Source organism: Lentzea sokolovensis (genome assembly GCF_033949975.1).
GTDB lineage: Bacteria > Actinomycetota > Actinomycetes > Mycobacteriales > Pseudonocardiaceae > Lentzea > Lentzea sokolovensis.
Genome location: NZ_JAXAVU010000001.1, coordinates 677674 through 693793, shown reverse-complemented (window position 1 = coordinate 693793; position 16120 = coordinate 677674). Strand labels below are relative to the sequence as shown.

Here is a 16120-nt window from a genome sequence, read left to right as displayed (position 1 = left end):
ATGCTCGTGATCGGTGTGGTGGGGCTCGGCAGCCTCGGGGAGGGCCTCGCGAAGGTCCTGCTCGCGAACGGGGCCGAGGTGATCGGCGTGGACAGCGATCTCGACGTGCTGGCGCGCGTCCACGGCAGGCTCGGCGGTCCCCGGCTGGGCCTCGCGACCGAACTGGTCGACCTCAAGCGGGCCGACCTCGTCATCGAGGCGCTGCCGGAGGACTTCGGCGTCAAGGAGACCGTGCTGCGGCAGCTCGTCGACCAGTGCGCGCCGGGCACGGTCTTCCTCACCGCCACCTCGACGCTGTCCGTGGCGAAGCTCGCCATCGCGTCCGGTGCGCCGGACCGCGTCGTCGGACTGCGCTACTCCATCCCGCCGCCGTACGGGCGGCACGCGAGTCTGATCGGCACGTCCATGGCCTCCCCGGAGGCGTTTCACCTGGCGCGCAGGGCAGTCCGGCTGGCAGGCACCGAGCTCGTGAGCCTCGGCTGCCGGCCCGTCGAGGCGGCCACGGCGCTGCTGTACGCCTGCATGAACCGCACGATGAATCTCGCCGACGAGGGCTACGCGACCGTCGAGGACCTCGACGCCGCCCTGAAACTGGGCTGTGGCCTCAAGTTCGGTCCGCTGCACCTGCTCGACCTGATCGGACTCGACACCGTCCGCAAAGCTCTCCACCACCTCCACGACAGCACCGGTTCCGACTCCTACGTCCCGTCCCCGCTGCTGGTCCGCAAGGTCGAGGAAGGCCACCTCGGGCGGAAAACGGGCCAGGGCTTCCACCGGTACGACGACCGCGGCGAGATCCAGCCCCCGTCCCGCCACCGCGTCAGCGACGGCGAACCACGCGAGATCCGCCGCGCCGGTGTCGTCGGCGCCGGGCTGATGGGCCGGGGCATCGCGGAAGTCCTGATCGTGGCGGGCATTCCCACCACGCTCGTCGCCCGCACACCGGAAAAAGCCGAGATCGCACGGCAGCAGATCTGTTCTTCCCTGGGCAGACTCGTGCAGAAAGGCAGGATGTCCGAACAGGACCGCCAGGACGTCCTCGCGAGGCTCACCGCCGGCACGAGCTACGAAGAGCTCGCCGACGCGGACATCGTCATCGAGGCCGTGGCCGAGGACATGGCCGTGAAAAGCGCTGTGCTGCAAGGCATCGACGCCGCCGTCAAACCCGGCGTCATCATCGCCACCACCACGTCGAGCCTTTCCGTCACCGACTGCGCGAACGTCACGAGCCGTCCCCAGGACGTCATCGGGCTGCATTTCTTCAACCCCGCCCCGGTCATGAAGCTCGTCGAGGTCGTCCGCACGAGCCACACCGCCGACGACGTGCACGCCACCGCCCACGCGTTGGTGAAGTGGCTGCGCAAGACCGGCGTGGACTGCGCCGACCGGGTCGGGTTCATCGTGAACCACGTGCTGTTCCCGTATCTGAACGACGCCATTCGGATGCTCGGCCGCACCGACGTCACGGTCGACGAGATCGATTCGGCGATCGTCACGGCGTTCCACCACCCGATGGGGCCCTTCACCCTCCTCGACACCATTGGCCTCGACATCTCGCTCGCCATTCTGGAGACGCTCAGCGCCGCCTCTCCCACCGGAGAACCCGCGCCCGCCGAGGAACTGCGCCGGCTCGTCGCCTCCGGTCACCTCGGGCAGAAAACGGGCAGTGGATTCCGGCTCGGGAACAAAGGAAAGTGAGACATTCCCCTGGCATTGAACGCGGTACAACGGCATCAGGCAGCACGTCGTTCGCAGAGAGGTGGTCATCAACGATGGCCGAGGAGGTCGGCACCCGACGGCGGCACGTGGCGATCTTCGCCAATCCCGCGCAGGGCCAGGCACTACCGGCGCTCGCGGTGATCGAGGAACTGGTGCGCCGCGGCTACCGCGTCACCTACGCCACCTCGTCCGAGGTCGCCGCCCGTCTCGCGCTGAGCGAGGCGACCGAGGGCAGGTGGGACGTGGTGGGGTTCCTCGACGACAGCTCGTCGCCGATCTCGCTGGCACGCGGCTACTTCGCGGGCGACCTGCCCGACCTCGTCGTCTACGACAGCACCGCCGTCGACGTCGCGAGGGCCGCCGCGGAGACGTGGGACGGCCTTCCGGACGACGACTTCGTGGACGCCGCCTTCCGCGAGTTCCTCACCCGCTTCGGGCTCGCGTTCCTCCCGGAGAAACCGAGCCTCTACCGGGTTGTGCCGGGCCGCGTTGTGGCGTATTAGTTCACTGACTGGAACCGGCGGTGGATTCGCCACCCGCACAATGCGGAATCACCGCGCCAGACTTTGACACCTGCCTCACGGAGTTTGCGGTCCGGTCACCTGGGGCATTTATCCTCAGCGCAGGGTCACTCTTCGAGCCTGAGGCGGTAGGCGGTGGACGACCAGTCGGAGCTCTTCGGTCGTGAGAGCGTGCTCACCGCGGTGGCGCACCACACGACCGCGGCTCGCCGTGGCAGGGGCGCGCAGGCCGTGCTCGTGCGCGGGGGCCGTGGCTCCGGCAAGTCCGCCGTCCTGCGCCTGGCGGCCGCGACCGAGACTCGTGCCGGGACGACGGTGCTGAGCGCGGGCGGCCACGGCGAACGCCTGCCGCTCACCGTCGCCCGCCGACTGCTCGCCCAGGCCGGCACGGGAGTTCCGGAACTGACGGACACCTCCGCCGCCTCCTTCTACCGCGTGTACCGGGGCATGTGGCGTGACGTCGTGACGCTGGCGCGAAAGTCGCCCGTCTGTCTCGTCCTCGACGACCTCGACGCGTGCGACGACGCGACCGTCCGCTGGGTGGACTTCGTGCTGCGCAGGCTCGGCGACGAACCGGTCAGCCTGGTGCTGTCGCAGAACTCGCCGCTGCACGTGGATCTGGCCAGCGCGCACGTGGTCGACCTGCAGCCGCTCACCACGCCCCAGGTCGCCGACATGATCTCCACGACCCTGCACTTCCCGCCCGACGCGGTGTTCACGAACCTGTGCCTGCGCCTGTCCGGCGGCATCCCGAGTCACCTCACGACCGTGCTCGCGGACATCCGCGCCGCCCGGGCGTTGCGGCAGGAGTCCGTCGAACTCGTCGCCGCCCGCAGGCTGCGCGACCTGCCGGAACACCTGCGCTCCATCGCCACCGCGCTCGTGGTCGTCGACCGCGAGGAACTCGTCGGGCCGCTCGCCGGGGTGTCCGCGCGGGTGGCCGAGAACGGGATCTCCACGCTGCGCCGCCACCACCTGCTCGGCGACGGCCTGCCCGACCACGTCCGCGCCTGGTACCGGGCGGGAGTGCTCGACGTGCTCGACCCGGCCGAGGCCGCCGAACTGCGGCACCGCGCGGCCGTCGTGCTGGACGAGTTCGGGCACGACGCGGGCGCGGTCGCCGACCAGCTCGTCCACCTGCCCGCCGTCGACGCGCCCTGGATGTCCCAGGTGCTGCACGAGGCGGCCGCGGGCGGGCAGCCCCGGGACGCGTCCCGCTACCTGCGCCGGCTCGTCGAGCTCAGCCCGGACGACGTCGAACTGCGGGTCACCCTGGCGACCGAGCTGTCCCGGCACGATCCCGCGCAGGCGTGCGAACACCTCGCCGCCGCGTTCCACCGCACCACCGACCCGGAGCTGCGGGCCGCGCTCGCCGTGAAGCACGCGCTGACCGGGCGCACCCGCGCGTTCCTGCGACTGGCCAGGGATCCCGCGCTGTCCGCGGACCTGGTGACGCTGCTCGACGCCGTGCAGCTGTCGATCGACCTCGACGACGCCCGCGTGGTCGCGGCGGCCGTCGCGAAGGCCACGCCACCACCGGCGGGAGACACGACGGCACAACGCTGTCTGCTCGGCGTCGTCGCGGAGGCCGTCATGCGCGGCGGGGGAAGGATGGAGGCCGCCGTCGGGTACGCGCGAGCGGCCCTCGCCGACTCGGAGGCGCTCACCGACTGGTCGATGCTGTCCGCCGCAACGGTTCTGCGCGTGGCCGGTCATGCCGGGGAAGCGCTCTCCGTGCTCGACCGGGCCGTGGACGCCTTCTCCGGCAACGGGGATTCGCTCGCCCGCTGCCGATCGCTCGTGCAGCGCGCGCTCGTCCACATGTCGCTGGGTGATCTCCCGCGTGCCACCCAGGACGCGGCGACGGCTGTCCAGGCGATGCGCGACGGCGGCTGGCGGCTGCCCCGCGCGATCGTCCTGCTGGCCTGGCTGTCGCTGCAGACCGGCAACACCCCGCTCGCGGAGAAGCTGCTCGACGAGGTCGACGAGGACGACGTCCGGCACCTCACCCCGATCCACCGCGAGTACCTGCGCGCGTCCGGCTGGCTCGCGGTCGTGCAGGACGACCTCCCGCTGGCGGCCGAACGGATGACGGCCTGCCAGAAGGTGATGATCGAGGTCGGGCTCAGCGACCCCGGCGCGCTGCCGACGTGGATCGACGTCGTGCAGGTGATGACGCTGGCAGGACGGGACGCCACCGCCGCCACGCGCGAGGCGGACCGGCTGGCCAAGGCGTGGCCGACCAGGGAGTCGGCCGCGTTCTCCCTGCTGGCACAGGCTTACGCCACGACCGGGCTCGGCGCGATGGACATGGCCAGGGCCGCCGCGGACGGGTTCGCGGCCGTGCCGTCGCTCATCCAGCAGGCGCGAACTGAACTGCTGCTGGGCCAGCGGTGGGCCGGCGTGGGCGATCCCCGGCAGGCGCGAGCGCACCTGCGGGCCGCAGTCGGACTGGCGTTGCGGGCCGGCAGCAGGGCGCTCGCGGACTCGGCCAGGACGGTGCTGCTCGGCGTCGGCGGGCGGATGCGCGTGCCGTCCACTGTGGACGGACTGGCGGTGCTGACGGCCAGCGAGCGCAAGGTCGTGGACCTGGCGGCGGCCGGTGTGACGAACCGGGCGATCGCCGACCACCTGTTCGTCACGCTGCGGACCGTCGAGGTGCACCTGACCCGCGCCTACCGCAAACTCGGGATCTCCAGCCGTGCGGAGCTGGCGGACTACCTGGCCTCGTGATGATCCTGCTCGAACGCACCGAGGAACTGCGCCGGCTCACTCAGGCGCTGCACCGTGCCCGCCAGGGACACGGCGGTCAGGTCGTCATCACCGGACCGCTCGGCTGCGGCAAGTCCGCGCTGCTCGACGCGATCCGGACGCAGGCCACCGGCTTCCGCGTGCTCACGGCCACCTGTTCCGCGCTGGAGCAGGACTTCGCGTTCGGCGTCGCCCGCCAGTTGCTGGATCCCGTGCTGGCTCAGGACGGCGCCCGCCTGCTCAGCGGCCCGGCAGGGCTGGCGAGACCCGTGTTCGAGGAGGACACACCGGTCGACTCGGTGTTCGCCGTGCAGGAGGCGGCGATCAGCGGACTCACCGCGCTGCTGCGGGCGATCGGCGCGGAACAACCGGTGGTGCTGCTGATCGACGACCTCCAGTGGGCCGACGACCCGTCGCTGCACTGGCTGGTGACTCTCCGCGCGGTGCTGGAGAGCGAGCCGGTGCTGCTCGTCGCGGCCACCAGGGACTGCGCGCGCGGACTGATCGGGGGTACCGAGATCCGGCCGGAACCGCTGTCGCCGCAGGCGATCGCGGACCTCGTCGAACGCCGCGTCGGCAGGTGCCCCGACGAGGAGTTCGTCGCCGCGTGCCACGCGGTGACCGGCGGCAACCCGATGTTCCTGTGCGCGGTGCTGCACCACGTCACCAGCCCCACCGCCGACCAGGTCCCGCACGTCCGCGAGTTGCGGCCCGCGCGGCTAAGGGAACGGCTCGTGCGCGACCTCGCCACCCAGCCGCGGTTCGCCCAGGACTTCGCCAAGGCCGCGGCCGTGCTCGGGGAGGACGAGCTCGTCGGCCGGCTCGCCGGGCTCACCGAACGGCAGGCGCACGAGGCCCAGCGCGTCCTCGACCAGGCCGGTCTCGTGCTCGGCAGGCCGGTGATCAGGGACGCGATCGAGGAGTCGATGCCCGTCGGCGAACGCGACGACTGGCAGGCGAAGGCCGTGAAGTTGTTGCACGACAACGGCAGGCCCGCAGAACAGGTCGCGGCCCGGCTGCTCACCGCCACCTCCGCGCACGGCCCGTGGGCGATCGAGGCGCTCGGCGAGGCCGCCGCGACCGCGTTGCGCAGAGGCGCGCCCGAGGTCGCCGCCCGCTACCTGCGCCGCGCGTTGCGGGACGTGGCAAGGGATTCCGAGCAACGCGCCCGGCTGCTCGTCGATCTCGCCACCGCCGAACGCCTCTTCGACCCCGCCGCGTCCGTCCGGCACATCTCCTACGCCGTGCCGTTGTTCCGCGAGGCCGAGGAACGGGCGGCCGCGCTCGTGCGGATCGCGCCGACCGCCCTCGGCTCGGCACCCCGGCCGGTACGCGACCTCATCGACCAGGTCGCCGGCCTCACCAGCGACCAGGAGCTCGCGTATCGGCTCGAGGCACGCCAACGGTATGCGTGGCACTCCGATCCCGCGTCGCTCGCCGACTCCGCGCAACGCCTCCGGCAGATCAGCGGCGTCACCCCCGGCGAACGCGAACTGCAGATCGTGCTGCTCGACGCCGCCATGCTCACCGCCCGCATGCCCGCGCACGAGGTCGCGGCCATCGCACGGACCGTGCTGCGACAGGAACCGCCGCATCCCAAGCACGTGCACACCGCGTTGCCGTTGCTCATCAAGGTCCTCGCCGCCGCCGACGCCGCGCACGAGGCCGTGCCGTGGCTCGACCAGGCGCTCGGACAGGCGACGACCACCGTCGAGCAGGCCCTGATCCGCGCCCAGCAGTCGTTCGTCCTCATGCACCTGGGCAAACCGGGGGAGGCGCGCGTGGCCGCCGAACACGCCGTCGATCTCGCCGTGCTGGACTGGCGCGGTGACACCACGACCGCCGCGGTCGGGCTCATCGCCGTCGCGATGGACCTGCGCGATCCCGGGCTGATCGCGAAACTCCTCGCTTCCCGGCCCGATCGCGACGAACCCGCGGGCGTGGAGGCGGTGTACCGGATGTTGCACGCGATGGGTGAGGCGCTGGCGGGGGAGCACGCGCAGGCGCTCGAACGTCTCCAGGACTGCGGTCGCGTGTTCGACGCCGCGGGGTGGCGCAATCCTGTGTTGCTGCCGTGGTGCGTGTACGTCGCACGGCTGCATGCCCAGCTCGGTGACTTCGCGGCCGCGAGAGAAGCCGCGGCGGCCGGCTGGGACCGCGCCGTCGAGTGGGGCGCGCCGCTCGGCATCGGTCGGGCGCTCACCGTGCTCGGCCGCTACACGCCCGGCGGCCAGGGCCTCGAGATGCTGCGCGAGGCCGTCGAGGTCCTGCACGCCAACCCGTTCGAACGGGCCAAGACGCTGCTTCACCTCGGCGCGCGCGAACGTGCGGATGGCGACCCTCAGGCACAAAGCCGTCTCAGCGACGCGTATCAGCTCGCGGTGGAAAGCGGCGCCGAAAGACTGGCTCAGAGAATCGCGCAGGAACTCGACGGCAATTCCCCCGGCATCGTCGTGGCACTGACCCGCGCTGAGTTCAAAGTCGCCGGACTCGTGGTCCGCGGTCTCACCAACGCCGAAATAGCGGACGAACTCGCCGTGACCTCACGCGCGATCGAAAAGCACCTCACGAACTCGTTCCGCAAGCTCGGCATCCGCCGCCGCACGGAACTGGCCGGCGCACTCGCCAGGGCCTACCCGCCCGACGCGTAACACCGGCGACACATCTACGAATTTCTTGTGCGCATGTGCCGCACAGTTGAGCTGTGCCTCAGTTACCGCGCGGTGGCGTCTCGATCGGTCGCGCGGACATCTCCGCAGTTCAGGGCTGTATCGGGCCATCAGGTGAGACGCGGCCGAAACGCCCTACCGAAATACGCGGACGCCTCCCCGAACCCCCGGCCCACCCCTACCACAACATTAGGGGCCACCCCTCACACCTCGTTGACCGGGTTCGGCAGATCTTCCTACGATTCATCGTGTCAAGGTGAGATTCGGGAAATAGTTCTAGATCGCCTCGATGCCGCCTCAAGTTTCATTTCTGCACGAGAGGGATTCTCTCTGATGCACACTGTTGCCGCTGGTTCTCTCGCCACCGACCAGATCGCCGTTCCGGACGCGGACGTGTTCCGCTCTCTGCTCGAACGCTCCGGTCTCTGCCTCGCTCGTCTCGACCTGCAGCTGCGCGTGGTCGAGGCCAACGACGACTTCGTGACCCAGTTCGGCCACTCCCGCGAGTCGCTGCTCGGCCGCAGCTTCTACGAGCTGCTGCACCCCGGCGTGCACGGCCCGATGCGCAAGCAGTTCGACCGCCTGGTCGAGGGCCGCCGCCAGCGGTTCGTGGAGCACCTCGCCGGCATCGGCCCGCGTCACGCCGTCTTCACCGGCGACATCACCGGCATCGCCGTCCACGACGTGCACGGCGGCCTGGTGCAGTTCGTCGTCGTCGTGAACCCGGAGAAGGGCGAGCAGCCCAACGCCGTCGTGGTCGACCGCAACCGCATCCTCACCGAGCTCGACGCCCGCATCCTGGAGGGCATCGCCACCGGCGAGTCGACCGTGCGCCTCGCGTCGCGGCTGTTCCTGTCGCGCCAGGGCGTCGAGTACCACGTCGGCACGATGCTCAAGAAGCTCAAGGCCCCCAACCGCGCCGCGCTCGTCTCGCGCGCCTACAGCCTCGGCGTGCTCAGCGTCGCGAGCTGGCCGCCCCGGGTCTCCGCCGACTACATCAAGTAGGCCGTCGTGGAGGAGATCCTCGACCGGGCGGCGGAGGCCGCCCGCGAGTGGGGCACGACCCGGCCGGACGAGCGGGCGGCGGCACTCGACGCCGTCGCCGAGGCGCTCGACCGCGAGACCGGCGACCTGGTCGCGCTGGCCGAGTGGGAGTGCAGGCTCCCCGGCGAGGGCCTGCGCGCGGAGGTGGCCCGCACCACCTTCCAGCTGCGCTCGTTCGCCGCCCACCTGCGCTCGGGCGCGGTCAACGGAGTCGTCGTCGACCGCGAGGACCCGGCGTGGCCGGCCGGACCGAGGCCGGACCTGCGCCGCATGCTGGTGCCGCTCGGACCGGTCGCCGTCTTCGGCTCCACCTCCTACCCGTTCGCGTTCTCCGTGGCCGGCAGCGACACCGCGTCGGCGCTGGCCGCCGGGTGCCCGGTCGTGGTGAAGGCCAGCCACAGCTATCCCGATCTCGCCGACCGCACGGCCGAGATCGTCGAGGCAGTGCTGCCCAAGGGCGTGTTCGCGCTCGTGCACGGGCAGCGCCGCGCCCGTCAGCTCGTGCTCGACCCGCGGATCAAGGCCGTCGCGTTCATCGGCAGCAGCCGCGTGGGCCGCGAACTGCACCACCTCGCCGCGACCCGGCCGGAGCCGATCCCGTTCTACGGCGGGTTCGGCAGCGTGAACCCGGTGTTCGTGACCGCTCAGGCCGCTCGCGAGCGTGGTCGGGAGATCGCGCGCGGGTTCGCCCAGGCATTGGCGCAGCAGAGCGGGCAGCTCTGCACGAAGCCCGGACTTCTCGTCGTACCAGAGGCAATCGCCGACGACGTCGCCGCCGAGGTGCGCGCGTTGCGGGCGGAGCCGCTGTTCAACAAGCTCGTGGCGAAGCGGTTCGAAACGGGCGTGGAGGCGTTGACGGAGTTTCTCGACGTGCTCGTCGAGGGGGGCTCCGTGGCGGGCGGGCACGCGCCGACCCTGTTGCGCACCACCGCCACCGACGTCCTGAACGGCCACGACGAGGTGCTCAGCGAGTGCTTCGGGCCCGTGTCCGTCGTGGTGACCTACCGCGACAGCCACGAACTGCTGGAGCTCGCCGCCACGTTGCCGGGACAGCTGACCGCGACCGTGCACGGCGAGGACGACGACGTCCTGCCCGAGCTGGTCAGCGAACTGACCGGGCGGGCGGGGCGGATCGTGTGGAACCAGTGGCCCAACGACATCGCGACGACCCCGGCCATGCACCACGGCGGTCCCTGGCCCGCGACCACGTCGCCGTTCCACACCTCCGTGGGCGTGCGGGCCGTCGAACGGTTCCAGCGTCCCGTGGTGTTCCAAGGGTTTCCCAGCCGCTTCCTCCCGGAAGTCCTGGCTGACGAACGGTGAGGAAGGTCGGAGAATGCGCGCAGCGGTGGTCGCGGGACTCGGGTCATGGCTCCCGCCGCGGGTGGTCACCAACGACGAACTGACAGCCAAGCTGGACACGACCGACGAGTGGATCAGATCGCGGATCGGGGTCGCCACGAGACACGTGGTCGAACCCGGCATGGCGACCTCGGACCTGTCGGTCGAGGCGGCGCGGCGGGCACTGCGGTCGGCGGGCGTGCCGGGCGCGGGGGCGGTGATCCTCGCGACGACGACACCGGACCGGCCGTGTCCCGCGACGGCTCCGGAGATCGCGTCGCGGCTGGGACTGATCGACGTCCCGGCGTTCGACATCGCGGCCGTGTGCACGGGATTCGTGTACGGGCTGGGCGTCGGAGCCGGGCTGATCACGGCCGGCATCGTGGACAGCCTCATCATGATCGGCGGCGACGCCTACTCCACGATCCTCAACCCGCAGGACCGCACCACGTCCGTCATCTTCGGCGACGGCGCGGGCGCGGTGGTGCTGCGGGCGGGAGCCCCGGACGAGCCGGGCGCGCTCGGGCCGTTCGACCTCGGCTCGGACGGCGAGCTGTCCGACCTGATCACGGTGCCGGCCGGCGGCTCGCGGCAGCGGTCGTCGCGCGACATCGTGCCGCACGGCGACAAGTTCTTCCAGATGGAGGGCCGGGAGGTCTTCGCGAACGCGGTCGCGCGCATGTCCGCCGCGTCGCGCAACGCGATCAAGCGGCAGGGCTGGGTCGCGTCCGATGTGGACAGAGTGATCGCGCACCAGGCCAACACCCGCATCCTGGACGCGGTGTCGGCGGAGCTCGGGGTGCCGCGCGACAAGTTCATCTCCAACATCACCGACGTCGGCAACACCTCCGCCGCCTCGATCCCGCTGGCGCTCGCGCACGGCGTGCGGTCGGGGGAGCTGGAGGCGGGGCAGAAGGTGCTGCTCACGGCGTTCGGAGGCGGTCTCACGTGGGGCGCCACGTCGCTGGTGTGGCCGGAGCTGAGCCTTTCGGAGTGACGGCGAGAACGGCCGGGAGGACATGCCCTCCCGGCCGTTCTGGGTGCTGCTAGACGGGAAGTACGCGGCGGAAGATCGGCACGGACACCGCCGCCACGACGACGTGCATGACCATCAGTGCGAGCACGCCGACGATGCTCGCGCCCGGCAGGAAGAAGACCGGCACGTCGGCGAGGAACGACACCACGACCACGATCGGGACCAGCTTGCCGAGCGTGCGCGCGGGATCTTTGGCGCGCTTGCGGATCGTGGCCCACGCGATCGCGGCGATGATCACGCCCAGCGCGGTCAGCACGACGTAGCCCTGGGGTTTCAGGCCTTCGACGGCGTTCGGGTCGGCGCCCAGCGCCTGCGCCAGGTACGACACGACGGCGTTGCCGATCGAGGCCGCCACGATCGCGGCCACGACTCCGAGCACGACCTTGCCCGTGCTGGTCCTGGTTTCTGTTGTCACTGGAGGATCTCCCTGCGTTGGCGGTTGTGTCAGCGCTGCGAAGGCACAGCGGGCATGCCCACGCGGACCCGGCGGGACAGCTGGGCGGGGTCGGTGAGGAAGATGCTCTTGCGCTCGATCGAGATCCAGCCGCGCTGGGCGAAGTCCGAGAGCGTCTTGTTGACGGTGTCGCGGCGCGATCCGACGTACTGGCCGAGTTCCTCCTGGGTGAGGTCCTCGATCATCAGCACCGCGCCGCGGCGGTCGGTGCCGAACCGTCCGGCCAGGCGCAGCAACGCTTTCGCGAGCCGTGCGGGGGCGTCCATCTGCACCAGGTCCATGCGCATCTGGTGCGACTCGCGCTGCCGGCGGGCGATCTGGCCCAGCAGCCGTTCGGCGATCTCCGGGCACAGCGCGAGCCACTGCGTCAGGTCCGCCCGCGAGATCCGGCCCGCCCGCACGTCGGTGATCGCGACCGTCGTCGACACCGACGGCGCCGCGTCGAACAGCGTCGGTTCCACCAGGAGATCGCCCGCGCAGTGGAAGTCCAGCACCAGCTCGCGGCCGTCGGGGGAGGCGCAGCAGGTCTTCGCCTTGCCCGACCGCAGGACGATCAGGTCGTCGGCGGGGACCCCGAGCCGCAGCAGGACGTCACCGCGGCCGAACTCGACGGGGGCGAGGGCCTGCGCGAACTGGCGCCAGGCCTCGTTCGACGGCGTGAGGATCGGCGGCCGCGCCGGGGCGAGCAGCTGAGGTGCCATGCACCCGACGTTAGGGTCGCGGGCACTGGCGTACCGCTGGAGAACGCTGGGGGTTTCCCCACTGCCCGCGCTGAAATCCTTCAGCGGCGCGAAAGAGGGAGGGACCAGTGCTCTTCGACGTCGGTCGCCTGCTGCACGAGGAGTTCCTCGCCGTCTACCGGGCCGCCGCCGCTGACGCCGACGGCTGGGAGGACGCCGCCGTGGCCGTGGCGCACCGCGTCGGCTCCCGGCTGCGTTCGGCGAAGGTTCCGGTCGCGCACGTGGTCGTGGCCTTGCGGTCCACCGACAGGTTGCTGACCGAGGCCATGCTGGACGACGGCGGCGACGCCCGCGCCCTGGCCGCCGCCGGGACCGCGCTGACCGCCGAACTGATGTCGTCGTTCTGCGCCGCCGACGACGGGCTGGCGGACGCGGTGCTCGCCGGTGGCGCACCTGATGGCGCGGCCGCGTTCTACACCGTCGTCTCGGTCCGCGGAGCCCTGGTGGACAGGGTGATAAACGCTTTCCGCAGACACGGCACGGTGTTGCGGGCGTCGTCCGGTCACCTGCTGTTGCCGGTCTCTGAAACGGCGGCCCTGGCGTTGTGCCGGGAGGTGTGCCTCGACATCGGTGGCGAGGTGTGGCTGTGCGTCGCGGAACGGCCCGCCGCTCGCGTTCCGCTGGCACGCAAGGAGGTGGACGAGATCGACGCGCTCGTGTCGTCGCTCGGCCGGCCGCCGGGTGTCTACCGGATCGACGACGTGCTGTTCGAGAGCGCGATGATCCAGACCCCGGAGGTGCGCGACGAGCTGGACAGGGTCGTCGCGCCGCTGCTGGCGAACCCCGTTCTCGTGGAGACCGTGCTGGCGTTGCTGGAGGCCGACGGCAACCGGGCGGTAGCTGTCAGGAAGCTGTTCATCCACCGCAGCACCATCGACTACCGGTTGTGGCAGATCGAGGAGCTCACCGGACTGAGCCCCGTCAACCCGCGTGACCTCGCGGTTCTGGGCACGGCGATCGGGATGAGCCGCGCGAACGCCTGGGGCTGAACGGATTCAGCTCGCCGCGGTCAACGTCAAGACTCCCTCAAGCGGACTGTGCCGACTGTCGGCGGTTCCCTACCGTTCGGTGCGACATCGCAGACCCCTCGAGGAGGCGACGCGTGACCACCGTGCTGGACAGCAGACTGCTGGGAGACGTGCTGCGTGACATCCTCCGTCCGTTCGGCCTTCCGCCGGTCGAGGACGTGGCGACCCGTCGTCAGCTCGCCAGAACCCTGCTCTCCGGCCGTGACAACGGTTCCTTCGACGGACTGGCGCTGGCGTACGCGGTGATCGCGTTCTGCGCGTCCACTGAGGACGATGCGGCTCGCGTGCTGGAATCGTTGCGGGACAACGCCGACGCGCTGGTGCTCGACGGCGTTCGTGGCGGCTACGTGCTGCTGCCCTGTGCCCAGGACGGTCAGCTCGCGTTGGCCCGTGACCTGTACGAGCAGCTGGGCCTGGACGTGTGGATGGGCGTCACCTGGGCTCCCCGGCGTGATCTCGCGGCCGCCCGCGCGACGGCGGAGGACGTCCTGAGGATCGCTTCCTGCCGTGCGCCGGGCGTCTACGAGCTGCGCGACGTCCTGGCGGACTTCGCGGTGCTGCGCCAGCCGCACGTCGCCGAACGGCTGGCCCGCGTGATCGAACCCGTGGTGGCGCAACAGCCGCTGCTGGACGCGTTGCGGGCGTTCATCGGCGAGGACGGCAACCGCACGGCGGCGGCGCGGCGGCTCGACATCCACCGCAGCACGCTCGACCACCGCCTGCGGCTGATCGAACGGCTGACGGGCTGCCGTCCGACCTCGCCGCGTGCGTTGCTGACCCTGAGCGTCGCGCTGACCGCGCACTCAACGCCCGACGTGCCGCTGCCGCGCACTCACTGACTCTGCCCACTCACTGACTCCGGGAGGCGATCTGCTCGCGCATCCGGTCCTCCTGCGCCTTGATCTCGGGCGTCAGCGCGTCACCGAACGCCTCGTCGCCGTGGACCTGGCGGATCTCGACCTCGCCCTCCTGGAACGGTGCCTTCTTCAGCCACTCCACGGCGTCCTGCAGGCTCGGCAGCTCCCAGATCCAGAAGCCCGCGATCAGCTCCTTGGACTCGGTGAACGGACCGTCGATGACCGTCGTCGCGCCCTTGCCGTCGAACCGGACGCGCGCGCCCTTGTCGCTCGAGTAGAGGCCGTCGCCCGCGAGCATCACACCCGCCTTGACGAGCTCCTCGTTGTAGTTGCCCATGGCGGCGAGCTCGTCGGACGTCGGCATCACGCCCTGCTCGGTCTCCGGGGTGGACTTGACGATGACCATGAAGCGCATCTCGGGTCTCCTCTGCCTGGTGTCTGGTGCGTTTCTACCCAGGCGTCGATCGGGGACCCCGGCGTTTCGACCGGCTTCCGGCAATTGTGACCGGGGTCACAAGGTTAGTGTGGAGGGCATGCGCGAAGACGTCGACTGGATCCTCGAGAACTGCCAGGTCTGGGCCATCGTCGGGCTCTCGGACAACCCGTCCCGCGCGGCCCACGGCGTCGCCCGGTTCCTGCAGCAGCGCGGCAAGAAGATCGTGCCGGTGCACCCGTCCGCCGAGACCGTGCACGGTGAGCAGGGGTACGCGACCCTGGCGGACATCCCGTTCGCGGTCGACGTCGTGGACGTGTTCCGCCGCTCGGAGGACGCCGGGCAGTTCGCCGACGAGGCCGCGGAGATCGGCGCCAAGGCCGTGTGGTTCCAGCTCGGAGTGGTGGACGACGCGGCGTACGCGCGCGCTCGCGAGGCCGGTCTGCGCATGGTGATGGACGTGTGTCCCGCGATCGAGTGGCGCTCCCGTTGAACGACTAGCTAACCTGGCGTCGTCGTCACCGGGCACCTGGGGGTCCCGGGGGACAATCAGCCTGGGGGGCTTGATTTCGCATGTTCGTCGACATCACCGCTTTGCGGTCCGCCGAATCGCCGCGTCTTCGCGGCTGCAGCGACGACTTCGTTCGTTCACTGGCGTCGTCCGGCGCCCAGTTGCCACCGATCGTGGTGCACCGCCCGACGATGAGGGTCGTCGACGGCATCCACCGTCTGAAGGCCGCGGTGCTGCGCGGCTGCCGTTCCGTCGAGGTCGAGTACGTCGACGGACCCGTCGAGGACCTGTTCGGGTTGTCGGTGTCGCTGAACCTGGCGACGCTGCCGACCGCCGATCGCGAGGCCGCGGCCCGGCGGCTGCTGCGGTCGCACCCGCAGTGGTCGGACCGCGCGATCGCGGCCTCCACCGGCCTCGCCGCCAAGTCCGTCGGCGTGCTGCGGCGGGCCGTCGGCGGGCAGGCCCCGGTGCGGGTGGGCCGCGACGGGAAGGTCAGGCCGGTCAACTCCGCCGCCGGGCGCAGGCTCGCCGGCCGGATGGTGGCCGAACGCCCCGACGCCTCGTTGCGCGACATCGCCCGTGCCTCCGGAGTGTCGCCCGGGACCGTCCGGGACGTCCGCCGCCGTCTCAGCGCCGGGCTGGATCCCGTGCCCGAACGGATGCGGGCCTCCGAACGGGCCGACGCGGTGCTGCCGGCCGGGCGGACCGACGTCCGCGATCCCGACGCCACCCTGCCGATTCTGCGCCGCGATCCGTCGTTGCGGTTCAACGAGCACGGGCGGCTGGTGCTGCGGTGGCTGGAGGCGCACGCGGTGTCGTCCGGGGAGTGGGCCACCGTGGTGTCCGGGGTGCCTTCGCACTGCCGGGAACTGGTGGCGGACATGGCTCGCGGGGTCGCTGAGGCCTGGGTGGAGATGGCCGAGGCGCTGGAACGCGAGGACCGGGCCGCGGTCTAGGTCGCTTCCGCACACGGTCGTGTCGCCTTGGTCAGCCGATCAAGGCGATTAGCCTGTACG

General features: G+C 71.0%; 14 protein-coding genes. 11 read left to right on the top strand and 3 right to left on the bottom strand.

Annotation, left to right across the window (positions count from 1 at the left end; all coding sequences use genetic code 11):
- From SK854_RS03290 to SK854_RS03260, 7 genes are all read left to right on the top strand, one after another.
- Positions 1 to 1698 carry a 3-hydroxyacyl-CoA dehydrogenase family protein gene (locus tag SK854_RS03290; RefSeq protein ID WP_319973432.1) on the top strand — a complete coding sequence of 566 codons (1698 nt, stop codon included), beginning with the start codon at positions 1 to 3 and terminating at the stop codon, positions 1696 to 1698.
- 74 nt (positions 1699 to 1772) lie between these two features.
- Positions 1773 to 2222: a glycosyltransferase gene (locus SK854_RS03285; protein ID WP_319973431.1), complete on the top strand. Its 450-nt coding sequence runs from the start codon at positions 1773 to 1775 to the stop codon at positions 2220 to 2222.
- Positions 2223 to 2375: 153 nt separating this feature from the next.
- Complete coding sequence (locus tag SK854_RS03280) at positions 2376 to 4973, top strand: helix-turn-helix transcriptional regulator (protein WP_319973430.1); 2598 nt, start codon at positions 2376 to 2378, stop codon at positions 4971 to 4973.
- Positions 4973 to 7642 (top strand): ATP-binding protein, encoded by a 2670-nt coding sequence (locus SK854_RS03275; RefSeq protein ID WP_319973712.1) that lies wholly within the window; start codon positions 4973 to 4975, stop codon positions 7640 to 7642. The genes SK854_RS03280 and SK854_RS03275 overlap by 1 nt, the downstream gene beginning before the upstream one ends.
- Positions 7643 to 7993: 351 nt before the next feature.
- Positions 7994 to 8665 (top strand): PAS domain-containing protein, encoded by a 672-nt coding sequence (locus tag SK854_RS03270; protein ID WP_319973429.1) that lies wholly within the window; start codon positions 7994 to 7996, stop codon positions 8663 to 8665.
- 6 nt (positions 8666 to 8671) lie between these two features.
- The gene (locus tag SK854_RS03265; protein ID WP_319973428.1) at positions 8672 to 10027 is read left to right on the top strand and encodes an aldehyde dehydrogenase family protein; all 1356 of its coding nucleotides are present in this window, start codon (positions 8672 to 8674) and stop codon (positions 10025 to 10027) included.
- Positions 10028 to 10040: 13 nt separating this feature from the next.
- Positions 10041 to 11042, top strand: coding sequence for a beta-ketoacyl-ACP synthase III (locus SK854_RS03260; protein WP_319973427.1), 1002 nt, complete (start codon positions 10041 to 10043; stop codon positions 11040 to 11042).
- A gap of 49 nt (positions 11043 to 11091) precedes the next feature.
- Here the strand turns inward: SK854_RS03260 and SK854_RS03255 are convergent, their stop codons facing one another.
- Positions 11092 to 11496, bottom strand: a complete 405-nt coding sequence (locus tag SK854_RS03255; RefSeq protein WP_319973426.1) for a DUF6069 family protein — start codon at positions 11494 to 11496, stop codon at positions 11092 to 11094.
- A gap of 29 nt (positions 11497 to 11525) precedes the next feature.
- Positions 11526 to 12236: a Crp/Fnr family transcriptional regulator gene (locus tag SK854_RS03250; RefSeq protein ID WP_319973425.1), complete on the bottom strand. Its 711-nt coding sequence runs from the start codon at positions 12234 to 12236 to the stop codon at positions 11526 to 11528.
- Positions 12237 to 12343: 107 nt separating this feature from the next.
- Here SK854_RS03250 and SK854_RS03245 point away from each other — a divergent pair, with 107 nt between their 5' ends.
- Positions 12344 to 13264: a PucR family transcriptional regulator gene (locus SK854_RS03245; protein ID WP_319973424.1), complete on the top strand. Its 921-nt coding sequence runs from the start codon at positions 12344 to 12346 to the stop codon at positions 13262 to 13264.
- A gap of 113 nt (positions 13265 to 13377) precedes the next feature.
- Complete coding sequence (locus SK854_RS03240) at positions 13378 to 14142, top strand: PucR family transcriptional regulator (protein WP_319973423.1); 765 nt, start codon at positions 13378 to 13380, stop codon at positions 14140 to 14142.
- A gap of 10 nt (positions 14143 to 14152) precedes the next feature.
- Here the strand turns inward: SK854_RS03240 and SK854_RS03235 are convergent, their stop codons facing one another.
- The gene (locus tag SK854_RS03235) at positions 14153 to 14575 is read right to left on the bottom strand and encodes a YciI family protein (protein ID WP_319973422.1); all 423 of its coding nucleotides are present in this window, start codon (positions 14573 to 14575) and stop codon (positions 14153 to 14155) included.
- Between the two features lie 118 nt (positions 14576 to 14693).
- On the opposite strand from SK854_RS03235, the gene SK854_RS03230 reads away from it, so the two are divergent.
- Positions 14694 to 15086 (top strand): CoA-binding protein, encoded by a 393-nt coding sequence (locus tag SK854_RS03230; protein WP_319973421.1) that lies wholly within the window; start codon positions 14694 to 14696, stop codon positions 15084 to 15086.
- Between the two features lie 80 nt (positions 15087 to 15166).
- Positions 15167 to 16060, top strand: coding sequence for a ParB/RepB/Spo0J family partition protein (locus SK854_RS03225; RefSeq protein WP_319973420.1), 894 nt, complete (start codon positions 15167 to 15169; stop codon positions 16058 to 16060).
- Positions 16061 to 16120: the final 60 nt, after the last annotated feature.